The following is a 20,968-nucleotide window of genomic DNA, read 5'->3' as shown; positions in this document are numbered from 1 at the left end:
TCGCGGCCATGGAAGCTCCAGCCCTGCCCCCGTCTTTCGCCCTGACCCTGCTGTTCGCGACCGCGCTCCTGCTGGGTCTGTTGACCAAGTTTTGGCTCGCCACCCGGCAGATCCGCCACATCGCCCGCCATCGCGCCACGGTGCCTGCCGCTTTTTCCAGCGCCATCAGCCTGGACGCGCACCAGAAAGCCGCCGACTACAGCGTGACCAAGCTTCGCTTTGGCCTGTTGGAAACGGCCTTTTCAAGCGTCGTTCTGCTGGGCTGGACCTTGCTGGGTGGGCTGGATGCGCTGAACCAGGCGCTGCTCGGCTGGATGGGGCCAGGCATGGTCCAGCAACTCGCGCTCATCACGGCCTTTGTCTTGGTGGGCGGACTGATCGAGCTGCCCTTCTCGCTCTACCAAACCTTCGTGATCGAGCAGCGCTTCGGCTTCAACAAGATGAACTTCAAGCTCTGGCTCAGCGACATCGTCAAAGGTGCGTTGCTGGGCGCGGCCATCGGTCTGCCCATCGCGGCCTTGGTGCTCTGGTTCATGGGCGCCACCGGAGCACTGTGGTGGCTCTGGGCTTGGTGTGCCTGGATGGGCTTCAACCTGCTTTTGCTGTGGGTCTATCCGACGTTCATCTCACCGCTGTTCAACAAGTTCCAGCCGCTGCAAGACGAGTCGCTGAAAGCCCGCGTGACGGCGTTGATGCAACGTTGCGGTTTCCAGGCTCAAGGGCTGTACGTCATGGACGGCAGTCGCCGCAGCGCGCACGCCAACGCCTACTTCACCGGTTTCGGCACAGCCAAGCGCGTGGTCTTCTTTGACACCTTGCTCAACAAACTCAGCCCCGGCGAGGTGGACGCCGTGCTGGCGCATGAGTTGGGCCATTTCAAGCACAAACACATCGTCAAGCGCATCGTCACGCTGTTCGCCATCAGCCTCGCGGGTTTCGGGCTGCTGGGCTGGCTGGCGCAGCAGCCTTGGTTCTACGCGGGCTTGGGGGTCACGCCCAGTCTGGAGCTGCTGGCACCCGCCCTCGGTGCGGCACTGTCCTCGCTGCCCCCCGACGTTGCTCGCGGCTTCTCGTCGGCGCTCGGCACATCGAACGACGCCTTGGCTTTGTTGCTGTTCCTGCTGGTTTCGCCCATCTTCACGTTCTTCATCACGCCCTTGATGTCGCGCGGATCTCGCAAGCACGAATTCGAAGCCGACGCCTATGCCGCCCAGCAAGCTCAGCCGGCGGATCTGGCCAGCGCGCTGCTCAAGCTCTATGAAGACAACGCCTCCACGCTGACGCCTGATCCGATCTACGTCGCCTTTTACTACTCGCACCCGCCCGCCAGCCAGCGATTGGCGCGACTGGGTGTGAACGCCGCCCCTCACCCTCAGGGCACGGCTTGAATGGCGGTGGCACGGTGACACGGGGTGGCGGGCGCGCGGCGAAACGCCCTGCCGCGGAAGCAGGGCATTTGTCCTCGGGCCTGGTCGTGGCCAGCCATGGGCGGCATCTGCTGGTGGAAAGCCCCGAAGGCCCCGGCGGCCAGCGACTGATCTGCCACCCGCGCGGCAAAAAGAACGACGCCGTGGTGGGGGACCGCGTGCGCTGGTCGCCCACGGGTGACGAAGGCAGCGTCGAAGCCATCGAGCCGCGCCGTAATCTGTTCTACCGCCAAGACGAATTGCGCAGCAAGAGCTTCGCCGCGAACATCGATCTGGTGCTGATCCTGATCGCGGCCGAACCGGAATTCTCGGAAAGCCAATTGGCTCGCGCGCTGATCGCCGCGGAGGCTGCCGGCATTGCGCCCCTGATCGCCTTGAACAAGAGCGATCTGACCGAGGCGCATGCGCGCGCTTGGGAACGGCTTGCCGCCTACCGTCGCATGGGCTATCCCGTGCTGCCGCTGAATCTGAAACATGGCGCAGGACAGGACAGCGTCGTGACGCTGCGCCAGCGCCTTCAAGGCCTGGCGACCTTGGTGCTAGGTCCATCCGGCGCGGGCAAGAGCACCCTGATCAATTTGTTGGCACCGGGCGCTCAGGCCCAAACAGGCGATATCTCGAGTGCGCTCAACAGTGGCAAGCACACCACGACCCATACGCGCTGGTACTGGGTGGACCAGGACGCCGAGCCCAAGGCACGACGCACCGCTCTGATTGACTCACCTGGGTTTCAGGAATTTGGGCTGCGCCACATCGAGGCCCCGCAACTGGCCGGTTTGATGCCAGACCTGCGGGCGCATGCCAGCGCATGCCGCTTCTACAACTGCACGCACCTGCACGAACCCGGATGCGCCGTGATCGCCGCCGTCGAGCCTGGGCCGGCTCTCGCGGACGGCAGGCTCAGCACCGATGAACCGACGCAACGCGAGGTTGGACCCGAACCTTCCGTCACCTCCAGCCGCTATCGTATCTACCGTGAACTGCATGCCGAACTCTCCATGCCGCCGAGGTACTGAGCGCCGCCACCACCGAGGCGGCGGCCATGTTGCGTCAGTGCAGGCTCATGCTGCGCGCGGGGATGCGCTGCATGACGCCGATCTGGCGCGAACGCATGAGGGCCTGACGAAAGACGTCCGCCTCGCCCAGGTCGGCGATCCGTTCGCTCAACCAACTCTCGGCTGCGGCAAACTGCTCCGTCGAGCACCAGATTTCCCACTGCAGCAGATCCAAGCCAGCCTTCTGCTGCAGTGCGATGGGCTCGTCGAGTTGGTCCTGCACCGCCTCGAAAGCCGCACGGGCATGTTCCAGCACATCCTGGGCCTCTCCGGCCAGGCGGCGATCCAACAGCAGACGCACCAGGTTGGACCAAACCATCACCAAACCCGGCATGTGCCCAAAGGCTTGCCGATAACCTTCCAGGGCTTCGTCCGAGCGACCGTTCTGCTGCGCCAGCGACGCGAGGTGCGCGCGCGCATAGGCTTGCTGCGGCAATTGCTGGGGCATCTGACGCACCGACGCGCGCAGCAGCAAGTCCGCCTGCGCGGTGTCCCCCAGCAGCAGCAGCGCTGCGCCCAGATCGGCCTGAGCCTCGAAGCTCAATTCATGCCGGCGTTGCTGCACCTGAACCAGAAGTTCTCGCGCTTGTTGATGGTCTCCCAAATGTGCATGGGCCAGGCCTTGCAGCAGCAAGGCTTGGAGGTCATCGCCCTCCAAGTAGTAGCACTTGGCGGCCAGCGCGAGGACTTCGAATTGTTGTTGGTACGCCAGGGTTCGCAGGTTCTGCAGCATGATGAGCTCTTCTCCAAAGGACAACCGATGGACGAAGGATCGCCGACTTGGACGCGCGGCACGTTTGGCGCAGCGGACAACGCCTTTGCCAAAAAGGAAAAACGGCGGTTATTACATTTGCGTGGATTTGCCCACCGTCGTAGGCCTCTGTGTTGCAGGCGAATCACTCTCATTTGAAACATGTGTGCCGCCCACGTCCCCTCTGTTGATCAGCCCCACATCTTGCTCATCGACGACGAGCCCGAAGCCTTGCGCTCGCTCGTGGCATTGATTCGGCAGCAGGGCTGGCAGGTGTCCTTGGCGGCGGAACCTCATCGTGGGCATCTGCGTGCACTCGCCTTGCAGCCTGACCTGATCGTGCTCGACATCTCCATGCCGGGCATGGACGGCATGGCCTTGTTGCGGCGGCTGCGCGCGGCGCCTGAGACGCAGGACATCCCGGTGATTTTCTTGTCCGCGCAGCACGCAGCCGACCAGCGCTTGGCCGGACTGACCGAAGGCGGCGTGGACTATGTCACCAAACCGTTTGAACCGCAGGAGGTCCTGGCTCGCATTCGCATTCACATGCAACTGGCGCGGCGTGCCAAGGCCAAGCCAGCACCCCAAGAGGACTCGGACACCTCAGCATCTCAAGGCGACGACGCACCTGCCGAGGCGCACACGCCAACCGACGCGGACGAAGCACTGCTGCGCGCGGCCATGCAATTCATCGAGACGCACCTGGCCGAGTTGCCGGGCCTGACCGAGATCGCCGCGGCCGTCGGCACTCACGAGAAACGCTTGTCCCAAGTGTTCCGCCAGCGGGCCGGCAGCACGGTCTTTGCCTTCGCGCGCCAGCTGCGGCTGCAAAAAGCGAAAGACCTGCTGGTGAACAGTGACCTGGAAATCCAGGATATCGCCGAGTTGACCGGCTACCAAAGCGCGGCCAATTTCGCCACCGCGTTTCGCGAACAGCAGTCCATGACGCCCAGTGACTACCGCCAACAGGCCCGCGGCAAAGGCACCCCGGAATGAAGCACCGCGAATGGTCGAGCGGACTGCGGCTTGGCTTGGTGCTCGCCACGGCCTTGGCCATCCCATTCGCAGCCAGCGCAATGCCGCTTGAAGCGTGTGAGACGCCTCAGCAGTTGCTGGGCGGCCAGGTCGAGGTCTACGTGGACCGAACAGGGCAGCGCACCCCCGAGGAGATCGCCCAGCTACCGGCCAGTGCCTTCACCGCGCTTGATCCTCTGGCCTTGCCGCAGTACACACAGTCCGCCGTCTGGCTGACGCTGAGCCTGCGCAACTCGCAAACGCAACCATGCCGCCGCTGGCTCAACCTGGCCAAACCCAACGTCGAGGACCAACAGGTGCACATGTTGCGCGCGGACGGGCAATGGCACAGTCAACGCGCGGGCCGCGCTTATCCCTTACGAACCTGGTCCGTGGCGCAGCGCCAGCCCGTGTTCCTGCTGGACCTGAAGGCTGGGGAGACGGTGCGTGTGCTGGCCCGCGCCTCGAGCACCTCCAGCTTGCTGCTGATGAACCCGCAGCTTTTTTCGGACGCGGCCTGGCTACAGACGCAGCAAAGCACGCACATCATCGATGGTCTGTCGCAAGGCATCGTGCTGCTGGTGGTCGCGGTCGGTCTGACCGTTGGCTGGATTCTGCGCTCGGGCATGCTGCTGGCGCTATCGTTCGGCGCCCTCTCCAACGCGCTCTTCGTTTGCGTCGTCAACGGCTATCTCTTCTATTTGCCCACCCTGCTGCCTTACACAGAAGCATTCGCGGTGGTGACAGGGACCTTCGCGATCTCGGGTTTTATGATTTATGTGCGGCAGTTGTATGGACTGAGCCGCCTGCCACCCCTGTGGACCTACATGATCGTAGGGCTCGTTGGCTTCTACATCGCCACCCGCCTCATCGGCTGGTATGCGGCGCCCGCGCTGAGCAGTATGGGCCTGTGGGTGATGGTGGCATTCGTCGCCGTGCTCGTGCATGGCCATCGCCATCAGTTCATGGCTTGGCTGGGCATGCACTTAATGGCGGTGCAGCTTCTATCGCAATACGTCTTTGATTTCGACAAGAGCGTGCCTTGGGCACCGCATTTCCCCCCCGCACTGGAGTTTCTTAGCAGCCTGGTCTGGCAGTCCGCCTACACCCAGAACCTGTCAGGGACCCTCAACGGCGCGATCTGGCTGGCAGCCACGATGGTGTTGGAAGTGCTGGGCAGCCGCCGGCGCGAGCAACGCGCCCAGGCCGCGCTGGAAAGCCAGCGCAGAAGCGAGCTGGATCGGCTGGAGAGCGCGGTCGCCGAACGCACGGGTCAGTTGCGTGAAGCCCTGGATGCACGGCGCAATCTGCTGGCGCGCATCAGCCACGATCTGCGCTCACCGCTGGCGGGCATCATCAACATGACGCAATCGGCGGCGGCGCTCGAAGCCGAAACCACGCGACACATCGAGCGCAGCGCGCGCCGTCAGATGGAACTGATCGATGAACTGCTGGAGTTCGCGCGCCAAGACCTCAAAGGCCCGGAGATCCACGCCCAGCCCGGTTATCTCTACGCCTTGCTGAACGAGATGGAGCAGGAAGGTCGGCTGCTGGCGCAGCGGCAGCACAACCGCTTCGAAGCCGAGATCGCGGCAGACCTGCCCCTGGCCGTGCGCGCCGACTTCCGGCATTTGCGCCAAGTGCTGCTCAACCTCATGGGCAACGCGGCCAAGTTCACGACCCAGGGCAGCATCCGCCTGCAGGTCGAATGCCTGGACAAGATCGAGCAGACACAAGGAAGCGGCCACACCCGCCTGCGCTTTTCAGTCAGCGACACGGGGCCCGGCATTTCCGAAAGCGAGCGCAGCAAGGTGATGCAACCTTTTGGGCGCGGGGCCAATGCGCAGGGCGTGGACGGTGTTGGATTGGGCCTGGCCATCGTGCGCCAGTTGCTCAACGGCATGGATGCGGAACTGGCGTTGGAGTCCGTGCCCGGCGAAGGCAGCCGCTTCAGCTTCGTGCTGGACCTGGAACTGGCCGATGAAAGCGAGGTCCGCGACATCTTCGTCGAGAGCCACGCCGCCGAAGTGGAGGGTCGAGGCCGCCGCATCCTGGTCGCGGACGATCTGAGCGCGAATCGCGATCAATTGACCGACCTGCTGGGCGGCTACGGCTTCGAAGTCGACACGGCGGCGGATGGCCAGGAAGCGGCCCAGATGCTGCGGGACGAGCGCTACGACCTGCTGCTGACCGACCAGATGATGCCGCGCATGGACGGCTGGGAACTGCTGACCCAGGCGCGCGCCCTGCGGCCCGACATGCCAGTGGTGCTGTACTCCGCGGCACCGCCCATGCCGCCCATGGATTGGCCGGCTGATCGGCGTTTCGACGCGACCTTGCTCAAACCGGCCACCAGCGGTGAATTGCTGCGACAGATCGACCGCCTGGCGCGGGAAGTCGAATCTCCCGCACCGTAACGGTGGCGGTTGCAGTGACGGCTTTCGCCGCCGCCCACTCGCTCAGGCCAGCCAGCGCCCCACCGTGACAAGAGCCAGCAGCAGCATCCAAAACACGACCGCGCGCCAGATCAGGCCGACGCTGCTGCGCAAATGCGCCAGTTGCGGCTCTTGCCAGTCAACCCCTCCACCCAGGCGGGCGCGGGACGCCTCGGAGAGCCCCAGGCGCACGTTGAGCGCGCCAGCCAGGGCGGCAATGATCAGGTGGTCGTTGTCCTGCGCGCGGGCGTTGTCGGCCAATTGCTCGCCCGGTCGCGCGCCCGCCAGGGCCTCCACCCGGACCTGCATGCCGGTGCCTGGGGCGGATTCCTGCGCTTCCTTCTGCTGCATGCGCTTGAATTCCTCGTGGCGCCGCCAGGCATCGACCGCGTCCTCGAAGCGCCCGGCCACGGCGAAGCCGAAGGCGGTGGCGCGCGCCGGCAGCCAGTCGACCCAGCTCCAGGCCCGGGCAGCGACGGCCAGCACACCCTCGCTGACCCACGGCGCCTGCTTGCGCGAGACATGCGGCCAGTAGCGTGTGATCAGCTCGCTCAGGCGATAGAACACCGCGCCCGCGGGCCCCAGTCCGAGCAGGGACCCCACCAAGAACCAGCACAGCACGCCCAGCACGTGGCGATGCGCGGCCACGACGGAATACTCCAGCACGTGACGGATGATCTCGCGCGGGGGCAACTCGCTGGCGTCGATCTGCTGCCACTCGGCCAACAAGCGGCGGGCCGTTTGCTCATCGCCCGCCTCCAGGGCGTCACGGATCGCGCTGAAATGGAAACTGAACTGCCGAAAGCCGAGGGTGAGGTAGAGCACCGCGACGTTCCAGGCCAGCGCCAACAGAACCCCAAACCAGCCCAGGGAATACTTCAGCCAGAGGTAAATGCAAGTCGCCAAGACAGCGGGCACGAGCACCGCGATGCCCCAGGCCAGCCAAGGTGAACGACCGATGTCGAACTTGCGCACCACCCAGCGCAACCAGGCCCGCACCCGGGCATGCACGATGTTTCCGCGCCCCAGCGGGCGCGCCTGCTCGATCAGCAAGGCCAGCAACAGAGAGAAAAAGCTCATGCCCACGATGATAACGGGGCCATACCCGGTGGTGCATGGCCTGGGCTGAATCGAAACCGGAAAACCTGCCTCAAGCCGCCATGAACCGGTACAGATTGCGCAGCATGCCTGCCGTCGCGCCCCAGATGAAGCGCTCGGTGCCACCGCCCTGTCCGCCGTCCTGCGTGCCAGGCCAAGGCATCGAGAACCACTCGCGCACGACGCCATTGAACTCGTGGGCATGCCTGCGGTGGTGTGACGGGTCCAGCAGAAACGCCAGCGGCACTTCAAAGGCCTCTGCCACTTCAGCGGGGTTGGGCATCAAGGTGAACCCCGGGTGCACCAACGCAACCACGGGCGTGATCACGAAGGCCGTGCCCGTGGTGTAGGTCGGCAAGGTGCCCAGCACCTCGACCTGATCACGCGCCAGCCCCACCTCCTCCTCGGCTTCGCGCAAGGCCGCGTCGGTCACGCCCGCGTCCTGGGCATCCACCCGGCCTCCGGGAAAGGCGATCTGCCCGGAATGGTTGCGCAGCTGCGTCGTGCGCTGGGTCAGCAGCAGCGTGGGCTCAGGACGCATGACCAGGGGCACGAGCACGGCGGCCGACGCGGGTTGACGCTGTACAAAGCGCGGCTCGGCACGCACCTCCGGCTGCCACACCGGCGGCGCGAGAAAACGCTGCCGCAAGGCCTCGGCTGTGAGTCGATCAGTCGGCACGGCAGGCAGATGGCTGTCCACCGCGCGCACGGGAACGGCGCGCGGGTCGAAATTCGGAATCTTGGACAGCGGAGTGGGATCGGATGCGCTCATCGGTTCAGAGCCTCAGCCTGGGGCCTGACTGGCAGATTGGAAGCACAGCTGCATGCCGGCTTGGCCGGATGATGCCCCAAAAGAAAAACCGCCCTGCGGACCATGTACGAGGGCGGTTTTTCGTGGAACTGGCCTTTCGAGCCAGGCTGGCGGGGTTTACTCCGCAGCGGTTTCCGTGGTCTTGTAAGCCAGCTTTTCCTTGATGCGAGCCGACTTGCCGCTGCGGTCACGCAGGTAGTACAGCTTGGCGCGGCGCACGTCACCACGGCGCTTGACTTCAATGCTGGCGATCAGCGGGCTGTAGGTCTGGAAGGTACGCTCCACGCCTTCGCCGCTGGAAATCTTGCGCACGGTGAAGGCGCTGTTCAGGCCGCGGTTGCGCTTGGCGATGACCACGCCTTCATAGGCCTGGGCACGCTTGCGGTTGCCTTCGACGACGTTGACGCTGACGATCACCGTGTCGCCGGGTGCGAAAGCGGGGATGGTCTTGCCCGATTTCTCGGTCAGGCGGGCGATTTCCTCTTGCTCGAGGGTCTGGATCAGGTTCATGGGTTCCTCTTCTGCGATCGTGTCCGCGCTGCGCTAAAGGCCGTTTTCAGATGTCGTTGCCAACTTGGTCAGCAAGCTCCGCGAAAACAGCGGCCGGACAGAGGATCTGGACAGCCCGCGATTATAGCAGGCCGGACAGAAAAGATTCGTCCTGGCGCGACAGTCGACCGGCCTGGCGGGCCTGTTCCAGCAATTCGGGGCGCAGGCGCGCCGTCAGCGCCAAGCGCTGCTCGCGCCGCCAACGCTCGATCCGGGCGTGGTTGCCCGACAGAAGCACCTCCGGCACGCCCAACTCCTGGCCGGTGTCATCCCACTTCCATTTCTCGGGGCGGGTGTAGTGCGGACAGTCGAGCAAACCATCCAGGGCCGGGTTGAAGCTGTCCTGCGCGTGGCTTTCGGCGTCGCCCAGCACGCCAGGCTGCAGGCGCGCCACGGCATCCAGCAGCGCCATGGCGGCAATTTCCCCGCCGGAAAGCACGAAATCCCCCAGGCTGATCTGCTCGTCCACATGGGTGTCGATGAATCGCTGATCCAGCCCCTCATAACGGCCGCAGACCAACACCGCGCCATCACTCGCCGCCCACCGCTCGACCTCGGCGTGGTTCAGGGTGCGGCCCAGAGGGGAAAACAGCAGGACTGGCCCGCGCGAGTGCCCCGCGGCCACGCGGGCCGACTGGGCAGCTGCCAGACTGAGGGCCAGCGGCTCGGCCATCATGACCATGCCCGGGCCGCCGCCAAAGGGTCGGTCGTCCACGCGGCGGTAATTGCCTTGGGCCTGATCTCGGGGGTTGTGCAAGTGCACGTCGATGGCCCCGCCCTCGCCGTTGGCACTGTAGGCACGGCGCGTGATGCCGCTGGTCAGCAGCGGGACGAACAGCTCAGGGAACAGGGTCAGGACATCGAAACGCATGGAACACCCTCGCAACAGCGGTGGGGCGGCGGAATCACCGCGCCCTCGCCCGCTCAGTAATCGGGTTGCCAATCGACCGAGATGCGACGTGCGGCCAAGTCAACGCCGTCCACGTAGGCCGACACGAAGGGAATCATGCGCTCGGCAGGCTTGCCATCTGGCCCGTCATAGGCGATCACCAGAACGGTCTGCGGGCCCGTGGACTGCAAATCCCGCACCTGCCCCAGGAGCACGCTCTCACGGTTGACCACATCCAGGCCCAACAAATCGACCCAGTAGTACTCGTCCTGGTTCGGCGTGGGAAAGCTCGAGCGCGAGACGAAGATGCGGGCGCCGCGCAGGGCCTCGGCAGCCGAGCGATCCGTCACCTCATGGGCGGTGGCCACCACCGAGTCGGAATGCTCCTTGGCTTCCTTGACGGCCAGACGGACCACCCCGTCGAAGGTCTTGGCGCCCTTCTCGGAGGGCATCAGAAACCAGCGCTTGGAAGTAAAAAGCGCCTCGGGCGAGGCGCTGTACGGCAGGACCTTGAACCAGCCCTTGATGCCCCAGGCATCCAAGATGCGCCCGACCTCGATGGCGTCCGCCGGCAATTCGGCGGGCTCCAGGGCGAGCAGGGGATGGCCAGGGGTCATGGGCTGCGGTCACCGCCAGATGTCAGCCCGCCGAGCCGTGCTCACGTGGAGCACCGGATGCGTGATGCGAGACTCCGCCTGGCGGGCGAGGAAAGGCTCAGGCGGCCTTCTTGGCCGCTTGCTTGATCAGGCGTTCCACGGTGGGGGAAGCCTGGGCACCGACGCCTTGCCAGTAGGTCAGGCGGTCTTGCGCGACGCGGATGCTTTCTTCCTTGTCGGTCGCGATCGGGTTGTAGAAACCGATGCGCTCGATGAAGTTACCGTCACGGCGGTTGCGCTTGTCGGCCACGACGATGTTGAAGAAGGGGCGCGACTTGGCACCACCGCGGGAGAGTCGAATCACGACCATGGTTTGTCCTTGTCCCTCGAAAGGGGAATCAATTTGGCCTGATCGCTAGATACAACAAGCAGGCCCGGTTTCTCCCGACGTTTGAGACACGCAACTGACCACCCGGCCAGCGACACATCGGAAAGCCTCTGATTATAGCCGCATCGCCCCCAGCGCCGACTCACGTCGGATGCGGGCTGCGGCACAATCCGTCCCCATGAGAAAAAACAAGACGCTGGCCGCCTGGATGGCCTTCCTGGGCGGGCCGTTCGGCCTGCACCGCTTCTACCTGCACGGCTGGACGGACACGCTGGGCTGGTTCCTGCCCATCCCCACGGCGCTGGGCCTGTACGGCATTCGGCGGGCCTTGGAATTCGGCGTCGACGATGGCTGGAGCTGGGTGCTCACCCCTCTGTTCGGCTTCACCATCGCGGCCTGCGCGCTCACGGCCATCGTCTACGGCCTGGCCACGCCCGAGAAATGGAACGCACGGCACAACCCGCAGGCCGCGCCGGACGACAGCGCCGGCCGCACCCAATGGCTGACCATCGGTGCGGTGGTGTGCTCGCTGCTGATCGGCGCGACGGCGCTGATGTCGTCCATCGCCTTCAGCTTCCAGCGCTATTTCGAGTACCAGATCGAAGAGGGTCAGAAGATCTCGCAATAACGCGATGAGGCAACGAGGTAAGCCGGCAATGACGAACCGTCGGCGGATGGTGGCCCGACGCCGGTCCAGCGCGCCGCGATGAAGGCTGAGCGGGCAGCGCCGCCCGCTCAGGAATGCCGGGCGCTCTTGCGCTCGCGCGCGAAGGACAAATCGGTCGTCGTCACGCGCAGACGTCGGCACAGGAAATGCGCCAGGGACTGGTAGGCCTTGACGGCGATCCCCGGCTGCTTGCCGAACAAGGCCTTCAGCTCGGTGAATCCGATGCGCACCAATTCGCTTTTTTCCAGCACTTCGACCGTTGCCGAACGGGGCTCACCGTCCACGAAGGACATTTCACCGAAGTGCGAGCCCGAGCCCAGCTGCGCGATGTCCACCTCGTTGTCGCGCGCGCTGTGGCTGATGCGCACCGAACCAAACTTGATGACGTACAGGGCATCCGCCGGATCGCCCTCCCCGAAAACCTGGTCGCCCGCGGCGTAGGTCTGGACCTGCGCGATGCCGTTGATCGTCTGCAGCTCGGCGGCTGACAGGTCCTTGAAGAGAGAGACGTTCTGAAGCAGGTCAACGGGCGTTGCCATGGTTCGTCCTTCCTAGCGGCGATGTGGTGGGTGGCCGCAAATGTAAAGGACGAACAGAATCAGAACAAGCCCAGGCTGATCCAGTAGGCCACGATGGCCACGAAGGCGCTGGCCGGGATGGTGAAAATCCACGCCCACACGATGTTGCCCGCCACCCCCCAGCGCATGGCGCTGGCGCGCTGGGATGAACCCACGCCCACGATGGCGCCGGTGATGGTGTGCGTGGTCGACACCGGAACCCCCAGGGCCGTGGCGAAGAACAGGGTCAGCGCCCCGCCGGTTTCGGCGCAGAAGCCGCCCACGGGCTTGAGCTTGGTGATCTTCTGACCCATGGTCTTGACGATGCGCCAGCCGCCAAACATGGTGCCCAGGCCAATCGCGACGTAGCAGGACACGATCACCCAGCCCGACGGCGACGCGTCACTGGCCGCGCCGTAGCCGGTGGCGATCAGCAGCATCCAGATGATGCCGATGGTCTTCTGCGCGTCATTGCCGCCATGCCCCAGGCTGTAGGCGCCCGCCGACACCAGCTGCAGGCGGCGAAACCACCCGTCCACCCGCGCGGGCGAGGTGCGCCGGAACACCCAAGCCACGAGCAGCATCATCAGCGAGCCCAGCAGAAAGCCCAGCAGGGGCGACACGAAGATGAAGAGCACGGTCTTGAGGATGCCGCTGGCCAGCAAGGCATCGGTGCCGGACTTGCCGATCACCGCGCCCACGATGCCGCCGATCAGCGCGTGCGAAGAGCTGCTGGGAATGCCGTAGTACCAGGTGATCAGGTTCCAGGTGATCGCGCCCGCGAGTGCGCCGAAGATCACGTTCGTGTCCACCACGCCGGGCTGCACGATGCCCTTGCCGACGGTGGCCGCCACGCTCAGGTGGAAGACAAACACCGCCACAACGTTGAAGAAGGCCGCGAAGAGAACGGCTTGGCCCGGGCGCAAGACGCCCGTGGAAACGACCGTGGCGATGGAATTGGCCGCGTCATGAAAGCCGTTCATGAAGTCAAAGACCAGCGCCAGGCAGACCAGCATGACGATGATCCACAGCGCGGACGGCGTCATGTGAGTGAGGTTCTCCATGCCCACGTCCTCAGGCGTTTTCGAGGACGATGCCCTCGATGACGTTGGCCACGTCCTCGCAACGGTCGGTCACGGTCTCCAGCAATTCATAGATCGCCTTGAGCTTGATCAGTTCACGCACGTCGGCCTGCTCGCGGAACAGCTTGCTCATGGCGGTGCGCATCACGCGGTCGGCGTCGGATTCCAACTTGTCGATTTCCTCGCAGGTCTTGAGCGCGGCCTCGGCCGACTTGGCCTCGCCGATGGTGCTCAGCAGGGACACCGCGTCCTTCACCCGCTCGCAGCACTTCACGCAGAGTTCGGTCAGGCGCACGATTTCATCGGTCATCTCGCGCACGTCGTACAGGGCCATGGTCTCGGCGGCGTCCTGCAGCAGATCGGCCACGTCGTCCATGGTGTTGATCAGCGTGTGGATCTGCTCACGGTCAATCGGCGTGATGAAGGTCAGGTGCAAGGTGCGGCTGACGTCCTGCGTGATGCGGTCGGCCGCGTGCTCGGCCTCGTCCACCTCGCGGTTGTACTGCTCACGCAGCTGCGCATCGCCATAGTTCGCCACCAAAAGCGCAAACGCCCGGGCGGCTTGCACGGTGCGGTCCGCATGCTGGTTGAATTTCTCGAAGAAATTGCCGTCGCGCGGCATCAGTTTTCCAAACAGCATGGCGTCTTTTTTGTGACAAATTGATGAAACCGCGAGTTTAACCGCCGTCGCATGGAGCACCGCGCTCCGCCCGGCGCGGGGCAGCGCCCCGGCTCAGGCGCTGCGGAAGATGAAATACACCGCGCCCACCATGCACAAGGCCGCCCAGAGGTAGTCCAGCTTGAAGGGCTCGCGCAGGTAGAACACGGCGAAGGGCACGAAGACGCTGAGGGTGATCACCTCTTGAATGATCTTCAGCTGCCCGACGGTGAACCCCGCCTGCTGGAAACCGATGCGATTGGCCGGCACCTGCAACAGGTACTCGGCCAAGGCGATGCCCCAACTCACGAAGGCCGCGGTGTACCAGGGCGCGGTGGCCAGATTCTTGAGGTGGCCGTACCAGGCAAAGGTCATGAAGACGTTGCTGGCGATCAGCAGCAAGACGGTCTGGACGGACAGGGGGATGGATTGCAGGGTCGGCATGGGAAGGCTCTTACAAGCAGAAACAATTGCGTGCTGCCTCGAATGTGCATTCAGGATTCATTAATGACAGCGGTTCATAGAATACCCCGGACCTCGTTGATCTTCATGCGCCGCCAGCCGAGCGACTGAGCCATGGAGATCCTCCCGCCCCCAACCCTTCTTGAACCTGTCCATGCCCTTCACGCCCGCTCGGCAAGGCCGCTTTTTCGGTCTTCGCTTCCTCTCTCTTTTATCTTCTTTCACACCGCTCAGTCCGGTTTCGCGCATCGCCCGCCTGCGGCGCGGCCTGCTCTGGCCCGTGCTGATCTCTGGCGCCGCCCTGCTGGCAGCCTGTGGTGGCGGGGGGGGTGGAGGCGGTGGTGGCGGCGGGAGTGGTGGAAGCACCGCGCGGACGCCCACGGACCTCGTGATTTCTGAGGTGGGTAGCTGTTATTACTACAACGTAGATTGCTGGTTCGAGGTCTACAACCCCACAGCTTCGGCCATCAACCTATCGGGCTATGACCTCCGATCCACGAGCATCAATTCCTCGTCCGGCGGCTCCGTGACCATCTACAACTTCACGCTACCCAGCTTTACCGTGCCGGCCGGAGGCTACGTGCTGATCTCGGGCAACGTCGACAACACCGTGCAAGGCGGCACTCAAATGGTCCGCGTCAGCTCCGGCGGCCGCGTACCTTTTTGGACCAGCAGTGGCTTCATCGAATTGGTGAAGAGCTACAACACCGTGGACTTCGTCCGCTTCGGCTCGTCCAGCCAGACACCGATGAGCAGCGGCCAATGGTCTGGCGCATCGGCGGACTCCTTACCGAATGCGTCAAGCACCTACGGCAACTCCTTGGTTCGCCGTTACCCCATCAGCACGGACAGCGACAGCGCGAGCGATTGGACCAGCGTCGATTGGGCTACCCCTGCGGGCCGAAACGACGTGGGTGACAGCGCCGACGCGGATGCCGACGGCATCCCCGACACAGCCGAAGTATCCGGTGGCACCTTCGGTGGTCTGGACCTTTATGCCATGGGCGCGCGCACGGGCCAAAAGGACATCTTCATCGAAGTGGATCAGATGAACAGCACCGACCCCGGTGTGATTCCGCGCAAAGAGGCGCTGCAGAAAGTGGTGGACGCGTTCGCGGCCAAGAGTATTTCGGTGCACTTTGACGCAGGCACCGCCTACAACAGCAGCTTCTCGACCGCGGATTTCAACTTGGGCCAGGGCAGCGGCGTCGTGCCTTATGAGCCATGCGTGGGCTTGGATCAAACCACCTGCACATCCAACACGAGCAATCGGCGCAGCCTCTACGACTACAAGGCCGAGTCCATGGATCTGCGCCGCCGTGCAGTTTTCCACTACCTGCTGTTCGCGAACTCGCAAAAGGCTGATGGGACTGCCGGTTCCTCGGGCATCGCAGAGCTGGTGGGTAACGACCTTATCGTTTCACTCGGTGCCTGGGGCTACACCACAGCGACCGGAACATCGACTGCGCTTGGCGTGAACGGCTTGATCAATAGTCAGGCGGCCACCGTCATGCATGAATTGGGACACAACCTGGGTCTGCGCCATGGCGGCAATGTGGACACCAACTACAAGCCCAACTATTGGAGCGTGATGAATTACCTGTACCAGATCTACGGTCTCGACGCCAATCCCGCTAGCAGTACAGCTTACGAACGTTGGCGCTATGAAAAAGTGGCAAGTCACGGTGGCCTCACACTTTGCACATTCAACAATTCATCTCCTTGCGGTGCACCTTCACTGTTCAAGATGGACTATTCGGACGGAACTGGCAGTTCTTTGAACGAGGCGAGCCTGCAAGAGTCCGCCAATGTCGGGCGCGGCAACTCTTCGGGTACCGCCTACGCCGACTGGGACAATAGTGGCAACCAAACGAGTGGTTTCATCGCTGTGGATTTGAACGGGGATGGCACCTCTGGGACGCTGACCGACTACAACGATTGGGGCAACCTCCAACTCCCCTTCGCACGCAGCTACAACGGCAATTCAGGGTTCAGCATCCTCAAATCTGCCAACGCGGTGGTCGCCAACCCGATCACGGCAGACAAACAGCCAATCGCCGAAGAAACCCCGCCGTCCATGCTTTTCTTTGAGAGCCTGCGCAATGGTCAATAAACAACTCCGCCTCGCTCATCGGTCCCTGCTGCTCGGGTTGCTGCTCAGCCTGACCGCAGGCTGCGTCGCCAACCCGCCTGCTGCTTCCGTGCAGGGCAAGCCGGGTTCCTCGCCCAGCGCTTCGACCAGCGCTTCGACCAGCGCAACGAACGCCAGTGCGCCGAGCGGCCCCAGCGCAGACAGCAGCAGTGCCTCGCTGCCGCCGCCTGACAGCGTGACGCGTGACCTGCACCCCTCCGGCCCGACCGTGGTCCGCACCTGGGGTGGCAGCGCCGGAACCCCGCCGGACCGCATCGAGCTGACGCATGCGCGTTCGGGGCGGCGTCTGATCGGTCAGGCACGCTTGCTGCGCCAGGCTGCGGGCCAGTGGGTCGTCCAAAACTCGGCCGGGTTCCAGCAAGCCCTGCGGGTCGATGCCCCCACCTCCAGTGTCAGCTTCGAGGAATCCGGGCAGCGTTGGCGCGTGCGCGTGCTGAAGCAGAGCGAGCCCGTCGCCAAACCCGGGATTGCCACCGAAGACGAGCCGAACCTGGACCTCGTGCTGGAACGCCTGCCCTGATCACACATCCGGCGCGCACCGGCAATTGAGCCGCTGCGACCCACACAAAAACTAGAGCAAAAAATAAAACAAAAAACAAAAAGGCCCCAGGGCAACGCCCTGGGGCCTTTTGTTTGTACCGCAGAGTCCGAAGGCGGGCTTGCGCCCGCTTCAGACCGCACCCGCTCAGCAGGCCGCAGCCTTCTCCGCCACTTCCTTGTATTCCTCGATCTGGTCGAAGTTCATGTAGCGGTAGACACTGGCCTTGTCGGCGTCGATGATGCCCATTTCCTTCAGGTACTCCGCCTTGGTCGGCAGGCGGCCCAGGCGCGAGGCGATGGCGGACAGCTCGGCCGATCCCAGGTACACATTGGTGTTCTTGCCCAGGCGGTTCGGGAAGTTGCGGGTGGAGGTGGAGATGACGGTCGCGCCCTCCTTCACCTGCGCCTGGTTGCCCATGCACAGCGAGCAGCCAGGCATTTCGGTGCGCGCACCGGCGGTGCCGAAGGCGGCGTAGTGGCCTTCCTTGATCAACTCGTTCTGGTCCATCTTGGTCGGCGGCGCGATCCACAGCTTGACCGGGATGTCGCGCTGGCCGCCCAGCAGCTTGGCCGCGGCGCGGAAGTGGCCGATGTTGGTCATGCACGAACCGATGAAGGCTTCGTCGATCTTGGCGCCCGCCACGTCGGACAGGAACTTGGCGTCGTCCGGGTCATTGGGGCAGCAGACGATGGGCTCGGTGATGTCGGCCAGGTCGATCTCGATCACGGCCGCGTACTCGGCGTCCTTGTCGGCTTCGAGCAGCTCGGGCTTGGCCAGCCAGGCCTCGACCTTCTCGATGCGGCGCTGCAGCGTCTTGGCGTCGGCGTAGCCCTCGGCGATCATGTTCTTCATCAGCACGACGTTGCTGGTGAGGTATTCCTTGATCGGCTCGTGGTTCAGCTTGATCGTGCAGCCCGCGGCGGAGCGCTCGGCCGAGGCATCGGACAGTTCAAACGCCTGCTCCACCTTCAGGTCCGGCAGGCCCTCGATTTCGAGGATGCGGCCCGAGAAGATGTTCTTCTTGCCCGCCTTGGCCACGGTCAGGAGACCGGCCTTGATGGCGTAGAGCGGAATGGCGTGCACGAGGTCACGCAGCGTGACGCCCGGCTGCATCTGGCCCTTGAAGCGCACCAGCACCGACTCGGGCATGTCCAGCGGCATCACGCCGGTGGCGGCCGCGAAGGCCACCAGGCCCGAGCCCGCGGGGAAGGAAATGCCGATCGGGAAGCGGGTGTGGCTGTCGCCGCCCGTGCCCACGGTGTCGGGCAGCAGCAGGCGGTTGAGCCAGGAGTGGATCACGCCGTCCCCGGGGCGCAGGGCCACGCCGCCGCGGTTGCTGATGAAGGCGGGCAGCTCGCGGTGCGTCTTCACGTCCACCGGCTTCGGATAAGCAGCGGTGTGGCAGAAGGACTGCATCACCATGTCGGCGCTGAAGCCCAGGCACGCCAGGTCTTTCAGCTCGTCGCGGGTCATGGGGCCGGTGGTGTCTTGCGAGCCGACCGTGGTCATCTTGGGCTCGCAGTAGGTGCCCGGGCGCACGCCCTGGCCTTCCGGCAGGCCGACGGCACGGCCAACCATCTTCTGCGCCAGCGTGAAGCCCGCCTTGGTGGCGACAGGCGGTTGCGGCAGACGGAACACCGTGGACGCGGGCAAGCCCAGGAACTCACGCGCCTTGGACGTGAGGGCGCGGCCAATGATCAGGTTGATGCGGCCGCCGGCGCGCACTTCATCGAACAGCACGTCGCTCTTGAGCTTGAACTCGGCGACGGTCTGGCCGTTCTTCACGATCTTGCCATCATAGGGCAGCACGTCCACGACGTCGCCCATCTCCAGCTTGGACACATCGACTTCGATGGGCAGCGAGCCCGAGTCTTCCTGCGTGTTGAAGAAGATCGGGGCGATCTTGCCGCCCAGGGTGACGCCGCCGAAGCGCTTGTTCGGCACGAAGGGGATGTCTTGGCCGGTGGCCCAGATCACCGAGTTGGTGGCCGACTTGCGGCTGGAACCGGTGCCCACCACGTCGCCCACGTAGGCGACCAGGTGACCCTTCTTCTTCAGGTCATCGATGAACTTCATCGGACCGCGCTTGCCGTCTTCCTCGGGCTTGAAGGCCGCGTCGGGACGGGTGTTCTTCAGCATGGCCAGGTAGTGCAGCGGGATGTCGGGGCGGCTCCAGGCATCGGGCGCGGGCGACAGGTCGTCGGTGTTGGTCTCGCCCGGCACCTTGAACACGGTGACGGTGATCTTCTTCTCGACTTCGGGGCGCGAGGTGAACCACTCGGCGTTCGCCCAACTCTGCATGACTTCCTTGGCCTTGGCGTTGCCCGCCTTGGCCTTGGTCGCCACGTCGTTGAAGTAGTCGAACATCAGCAGGGTCTTCTTCAGGCCCTCGGCGGCGACGCCCGCGACTTCGGCGTCGTCCAGCAGCTCGATCAGCGGGTGGACGTTGTAGCCGCCCACCATGGTGCCCAGCAACTCGGTGGCCTTGGCCTTGGAGATCAGGCCGACCTTGATGTCGCCGTGCGCGACGGCCGCCAGGAAGCTGGCTTTCACCTTGGCCGCGTCGTCCACGCCCGGGGGCACGCGGTGGGTCAGCAGGTCCATCAGGAAGGCGTCTTCACCCGCGGGCGGGTTCTTGATGAGTTCGATCAGCTCGGCCACCTGCTTGGCGGTCAGCGGCAGCGGCGGGATGCCGAGCGCGGCGCGTTCAGCGACATGGGCGCGGTAGGCTTGCAACATGGTGTGCTCCTGTCAGATGAGTTCAGGGTCTGGTTGATGGTGAATGAAGTGGCCCTGCACGCTCGCGGGCAGGGTCTTGCCGGTGCGGAACGCGCGTTCCAGCACCTGCCAGTAGTAGCGGTAGCTCGCGCGATCGTGCAGCACACCCTGGTGGCTGATGGGCGCCCATTGCGCCTGCTCGGCCGCCTCGATGAGGGCGGCGGCCCGCTCGATGTCGTGCTGCTCCGGGGCGTAAGCGCGCAGGATGGGGCGAATCTGGTCGGGGTGGATGCTCCACATCCGCGTGTAGCCCAGTTCGCGCGCGGCCTTGCGGGCGGCTGCGCCCAGGGCGTCGGCGTTCTTGAATTCGGTGACCACGCAGTGCGCGGGCGTCTTGCCATGCGCATGGCAAGCGGCCGAGATTTCCAGCTTGGCGCGCAGCACCAGCGGATGCTCGAATTGGCCTTGCACCGTCATGGCGCTGTCGGGAATGGCGCCGCCATGGGCCGAGACGAAATCCATCAGGCCAAAGCTCAGCGATTGCACGCGCGGATGCGCGGCGATCTCGAAGGCGTTGCGCACCGCCAGGGGCGATTCGATCAGGCAATGCAGGGGCAGGTTCTGCCCGCCCGCCGCGTCCACGGCGGCGACGGCGCGCGCCACGTCGGTCACCGATTCCACCTTGGGGATCATCAAGTGGCGCAGCCGGGCACCCGCTTGGCCGACGATGGTGTGCACATCCGCCGCGAAGGCCGGGTGGTCCACCGGATGCACGCGGGCCGCGACCCGCGCCGAGGGCGCGGCGCCCAGGGCGATGCTGGCCACCAGCGCGGCATGCTCCGCCTCGCCGCCCGCGGGCGCGCCGTCCTCGCAGTCCAGCGTCACGTCGAAGACGACGGCGCCGAACTCCTCGGCCAACTCGGCCTGCAAGGCCAGGCTCTTGCGCATGCGCGCCTCGACGCCGCAATAGTGGTCGCACACCGGCAGCAAGCCGGTGGCGGCCTGGGCACCGAGGAGGACATCGCGCGGACTGAGGGCCGCGACTCCACGATCACCTGCGTGAGGGTGGACGGCCCGAGGGCCCGATGCCTCTGGCGTCGGGTGCATGGTGCTTCCGC

Annotated in this window: 20 protein-coding genes; 7 read left to right on the top strand and 13 right to left on the bottom strand. The window is 64.7% G+C overall.

Going from position 1 to position 20,968, the window contains the following annotated elements:
- The first annotated feature begins 8 nt into the window (after positions 1–8).
- A complete protein-coding gene (locus tag HGR_RS00220; protein WP_006296013.1) occupies positions 9–1,388 on the top strand; it encodes a M48 family metallopeptidase in 1,380 nt (459 codons plus the stop codon).
- Positions 1,389–1,402: 14 nt separating this feature from the next.
- Entirely contained in the window at positions 1,403–2,443 is a 1,041-nt protein-coding gene (gene rsgA, locus HGR_RS00215; RefSeq protein WP_138922341.1) for a ribosome small subunit-dependent GTPase A, read from the top strand.
- A gap of 34 nt (positions 2,444–2,477) precedes the next feature.
- Here the strand turns inward: rsgA and HGR_RS00210 are convergent, their stop codons facing one another.
- Positions 2,478–3,215: a tetratricopeptide repeat protein gene (locus tag HGR_RS00210; protein WP_006296011.1), complete on the bottom strand. Its 738-nt coding sequence runs from the start codon at positions 3,213–3,215 to the stop codon at positions 2,478–2,480.
- A 222-nt stretch (positions 3,216–3,437) separates the two neighbouring features.
- Here HGR_RS00210 and HGR_RS00205 point away from each other — a divergent pair, with 222 nt between their 5' ends.
- Both HGR_RS00205 and HGR_RS00200 read left to right on the top strand, forming a co-directional pair.
- Positions 3,438–4,229, top strand: a complete 792-nt coding sequence (locus tag HGR_RS00205; protein WP_237701341.1) for a response regulator transcription factor — start codon at positions 3,438–3,440, stop codon at positions 4,227–4,229.
- Complete coding sequence (locus HGR_RS00200) at positions 4,226–6,664, top strand: hybrid sensor histidine kinase/response regulator (RefSeq protein WP_006296009.1); 2,439 nt, start codon at positions 4,226–4,228, stop codon at positions 6,662–6,664. The genes HGR_RS00205 and HGR_RS00200 overlap by 4 nt, the downstream gene beginning before the upstream one ends.
- A 42-nt stretch (positions 6,665–6,706) precedes the next feature.
- Here HGR_RS00200 and ampE read toward each other — a convergent pair whose 3' ends face one another.
- The 6 genes from ampE to rpsP all read right to left on the bottom strand — a co-directional run bounded on the left by ampE (position 6,707) and on the right by rpsP (position 10,995).
- Positions 6,707–7,762: a regulatory signaling modulator protein AmpE gene (gene ampE, locus HGR_RS00195; protein WP_006296008.1), complete on the bottom strand. Its 1,056-nt coding sequence runs from the start codon at positions 7,760–7,762 to the stop codon at positions 6,707–6,709.
- 70 nt (positions 7,763–7,832) lie between these two features.
- The gene (locus tag HGR_RS00190; RefSeq protein WP_006296007.1) at positions 7,833–8,552 is read right to left on the bottom strand and encodes a CoA pyrophosphatase; all 720 of its coding nucleotides are present in this window, start codon (positions 8,550–8,552) and stop codon (positions 7,833–7,835) included.
- 156 nt (positions 8,553–8,708) lie between these two features.
- Positions 8,709–9,101 (bottom strand): 50S ribosomal protein L19, encoded by a 393-nt coding sequence (gene rplS / locus HGR_RS00185; protein ID WP_006296006.1) that lies wholly within the window; start codon positions 9,099–9,101, stop codon positions 8,709–8,711.
- Positions 9,102–9,222: 121 nt separating this feature from the next.
- Complete coding sequence (gene trmD / locus HGR_RS00180) at positions 9,223–10,011, bottom strand: tRNA (guanosine(37)-N1)-methyltransferase TrmD (protein ID WP_006296005.1); 789 nt, start codon at positions 10,009–10,011, stop codon at positions 9,223–9,225.
- 53 nt (positions 10,012–10,064) lie between these two features.
- Positions 10,065–10,646: a ribosome maturation factor RimM gene (gene rimM / locus HGR_RS00175; RefSeq protein WP_006296004.1), complete on the bottom strand. Its 582-nt coding sequence runs from the start codon at positions 10,644–10,646 to the stop codon at positions 10,065–10,067.
- 97 nt (positions 10,647–10,743) lie between these two features.
- Positions 10,744–10,995: a 30S ribosomal protein S16 gene (rpsP, locus tag HGR_RS00170; protein WP_006296003.1), complete on the bottom strand. Its 252-nt coding sequence runs from the start codon at positions 10,993–10,995 to the stop codon at positions 10,744–10,746.
- A 196-nt stretch (positions 10,996–11,191) separates the two neighbouring features.
- Here rpsP and HGR_RS00165 point away from each other — a divergent pair, with 196 nt between their 5' ends.
- Entirely contained in the window at positions 11,192–11,641 is a 450-nt protein-coding gene (locus HGR_RS00165) for an NINE protein (protein WP_039851773.1), read from the top strand.
- A gap of 107 nt (positions 11,642–11,748) precedes the next feature.
- On the opposite strand, the gene HGR_RS00160 is transcribed toward HGR_RS00165, so the two are convergent.
- The 4 genes from HGR_RS00160 to HGR_RS00145 form a co-directional block, all read right to left on the bottom strand.
- On the bottom strand, positions 11,749–12,219 hold the full coding sequence (locus HGR_RS00160) for a Crp/Fnr family transcriptional regulator (RefSeq protein ID WP_006296001.1): 471 nt from the start codon (positions 12,217–12,219) through the stop codon (positions 11,749–11,751).
- Between the two features lie 59 nt (positions 12,220–12,278).
- Entirely contained in the window at positions 12,279–13,301 is a 1,023-nt protein-coding gene (locus tag HGR_RS00155) for an inorganic phosphate transporter (protein ID WP_237701340.1), read from the bottom strand.
- Between the two features lie 10 nt (positions 13,302–13,311).
- The gene (locus tag HGR_RS00150) at positions 13,312–13,959 is read right to left on the bottom strand and encodes a DUF47 domain-containing protein (protein WP_006295999.1); all 648 of its coding nucleotides are present in this window, start codon (positions 13,957–13,959) and stop codon (positions 13,312–13,314) included.
- A gap of 93 nt (positions 13,960–14,052) precedes the next feature.
- Positions 14,053–14,421, bottom strand: a complete 369-nt coding sequence (locus HGR_RS00145) for a DMT family protein (protein WP_006295998.1) — start codon at positions 14,419–14,421, stop codon at positions 14,053–14,055.
- Positions 14,422–14,593: 172 nt separating this feature from the next.
- Between HGR_RS00145 and HGR_RS00140 the strand changes: the two genes are divergently transcribed.
- The gene (locus HGR_RS00140) at positions 14,594–16,552 is read left to right on the top strand and encodes a zinc-dependent metalloprotease family protein (RefSeq protein ID WP_050797343.1); all 1,959 of its coding nucleotides are present in this window, start codon (positions 14,594–14,596) and stop codon (positions 16,550–16,552) included.
- On the top strand, positions 16,542–17,111 hold the full coding sequence (locus tag HGR_RS00135) for a hypothetical protein (protein WP_006295996.1): 570 nt from the start codon (positions 16,542–16,544) through the stop codon (positions 17,109–17,111). Before HGR_RS00140 ends, HGR_RS00135 begins: the two co-directional genes overlap by 11 nt.
- Before the next feature lie 165 nt (positions 17,112–17,276).
- On the opposite strand, the gene acnB is transcribed toward HGR_RS00135, so the two are convergent.
- Both acnB and HGR_RS00125 read right to left on the bottom strand, forming a co-directional pair.
- A complete protein-coding gene (acnB, locus tag HGR_RS00130; RefSeq protein ID WP_006295995.1) occupies positions 17,277–19,871 on the bottom strand; it encodes a bifunctional aconitate hydratase 2/2-methylisocitrate dehydratase in 2,595 nt (864 codons plus the stop codon).
- A 12-nt stretch (positions 19,872–19,883) separates the two neighbouring features.
- Positions 19,884–20,957, bottom strand: coding sequence for an HpcH/HpaI aldolase/citrate lyase family protein (locus HGR_RS00125; RefSeq protein WP_039851770.1), 1,074 nt, complete (start codon positions 20,955–20,957; stop codon positions 19,884–19,886).
- Positions 20,958–20,968 lie beyond the last annotated feature (11 nt).

Source organism: Hylemonella gracilis ATCC 19624, assembly GCF_000211835.1.
Taxonomy (GTDB): domain Bacteria; phylum Pseudomonadota; class Gammaproteobacteria; order Burkholderiales; family Burkholderiaceae_C; genus Hylemonella; species Hylemonella gracilis.
This window is presented reverse-complemented; position numbering and strand designations above follow the sequence as displayed.

Excerpts from the sequence above, each read along its gene's own strand:
- HGR_RS00220 (WP_006296013.1), top strand. The coding sequence starts at position 9 with ATGGAAGCTCCAGCCCTGCCCCCGTCTTTCGCCCTGACCCTGCTGTTC.
- HGR_RS00210 (WP_006296011.1), bottom strand. The coding sequence starts at position 3,215 with ATGCTGCAGAACCTGCGAACCCTGGCGTACCAACAACAATTCGAAGTC.
- HGR_RS00200 (WP_006296009.1), top strand. The coding sequence starts at position 4,226 with ATGAAGCACCGCGAATGGTCGAGCGGACTGCGGCTTGGCTTGGTGCTC.
- ampE (WP_006296008.1), bottom strand. The coding sequence starts at position 7,762 with ATGAGCTTTTTCTCTCTGTTGCTGGCCTTGCTGATCGAGCAGGCGCGC.
- HGR_RS00190 (WP_006296007.1), bottom strand. The coding sequence starts at position 8,552 with ATGAGCGCATCCGATCCCACTCCGCTGTCCAAGATTCCGAATTTCGAC.
- rplS (WP_006296006.1), bottom strand. The coding sequence starts at position 9,101 with ATGAACCTGATCCAGACCCTCGAGCAAGAGGAAATCGCCCGCCTGACC.
- trmD (WP_006296005.1), bottom strand. The coding sequence starts at position 10,011 with ATGCGTTTCGATGTCCTGACCCTGTTCCCTGAGCTGTTCGTCCCGCTG.
- rimM (WP_006296004.1), bottom strand. The coding sequence starts at position 10,646 with ATGACCCCTGGCCATCCCCTGCTCGCCCTGGAGCCCGCCGAATTGCCG.
- rpsP (WP_006296003.1), bottom strand. The coding sequence starts at position 10,995 with ATGGTCGTGATTCGACTCTCCCGCGGTGGTGCCAAGTCGCGCCCCTTC.
- HGR_RS00165 (WP_039851773.1), top strand. The coding sequence starts at position 11,192 with ATGAGAAAAAACAAGACGCTGGCCGCCTGGATGGCCTTCCTGGGCGGG.
- HGR_RS00160 (WP_006296001.1), bottom strand. The coding sequence starts at position 12,219 with ATGGCAACGCCCGTTGACCTGCTTCAGAACGTCTCTCTCTTCAAGGAC.
- HGR_RS00155 (WP_237701340.1), bottom strand. The coding sequence starts at position 13,301 with ATGGAGAACCTCACTCACATGACGCCGTCCGCGCTGTGGATCATCGTC.
- HGR_RS00150 (WP_006295999.1), bottom strand. The coding sequence starts at position 13,959 with ATGCTGTTTGGAAAACTGATGCCGCGCGACGGCAATTTCTTCGAGAAA.
- HGR_RS00145 (WP_006295998.1), bottom strand. The coding sequence starts at position 14,421 with ATGCCGACCCTGCAATCCATCCCCCTGTCCGTCCAGACCGTCTTGCTG.
- HGR_RS00140 (WP_050797343.1), top strand. The coding sequence starts at position 14,594 with ATGCCCTTCACGCCCGCTCGGCAAGGCCGCTTTTTCGGTCTTCGCTTC.
- HGR_RS00135 (WP_006295996.1), top strand. The coding sequence starts at position 16,542 with ATGGTCAATAAACAACTCCGCCTCGCTCATCGGTCCCTGCTGCTCGGG.
- acnB (WP_006295995.1), bottom strand. The coding sequence starts at position 19,871 with ATGTTGCAAGCCTACCGCGCCCATGTCGCTGAACGCGCCGCGCTCGGC.
- HGR_RS00125 (WP_039851770.1), bottom strand. The coding sequence starts at position 20,957 with ATGCACCCGACGCCAGAGGCATCGGGCCCTCGGGCCGTCCACCCTCAC.